At 51.9% G+C, this 649-nt stretch carries 1 protein-coding gene; it reads left to right on the forward strand.

The window, feature by feature from the left end; translation table 11 throughout:
• Positions 1–197: 197 nt before the first annotated feature.
• A partial coding sequence (locus tag WCE05_RS25890; RefSeq protein WP_368816822.1) for an MFS transporter occupies positions 198–649 on the forward strand: 452 nt, incomplete at its 3' end.

Here is a 649-nt window from a genome sequence, read left to right on the forward strand (position 1 = left end):
CAATAAGGCTCCTCGCAGAGTTGCTTGAAAGTTGTTACGATTCAAATTCAATCATGAGATAGTCAGCAGATGAGCACTTCCAAGAACGCAGACAAGTAAGCCGCAGCAACCTTCATTTTTCGGTTGTTGCGGCGTTCTCATGAATCCTTTTGCTCTACGGGAGCGCCGCCAAATCCTTTGTTCAAGGAGATGGTTTCGTGCGCTCAAAAAACTTTAGTTGGCGGTACTCCCTTGCCGCCACGGTGTTGTTGTTATCACCGTTCGATTTATTGGCATCACTCGGCATGGACATGTACTTGCCAGCAGTGCCGTTTATGCCAAACGCGCTTGGTACGACAGCGAGCACAATTCAGCTTACGCTGACAACGTACTTGGTCATGATTGGTGCCGGTCAGCTCTTGTTTGGACCGCTATCGGACCGACTGGGGCGCCGCCCCGTTCTACTGGGAGGTGGCCTCGCCTACGTTGTGGCGTCAATGGGCCTCGCTCTTACGTCATCGGCTGAAGTCTTTCTGGGGCTTCGGATTCTTCAGGCTTGTGGTGCCTCGGCGTGCCTTGTTTCCACATTTGCAACAGTACGTGACATTTACGCAGGTCGCGAGGAAAGTAATGTCATTTACGGCATACTCGGATCCATGCTGGCCATGGT

Origin of the sequence: Pseudomonas sp. I2, from assembly GCF_040984075.1 — a bacterium.
Lineage (GTDB): Bacteria > Pseudomonadota > Gammaproteobacteria > Pseudomonadales > Pseudomonadaceae > Aquipseudomonas > Aquipseudomonas guariconensis_B.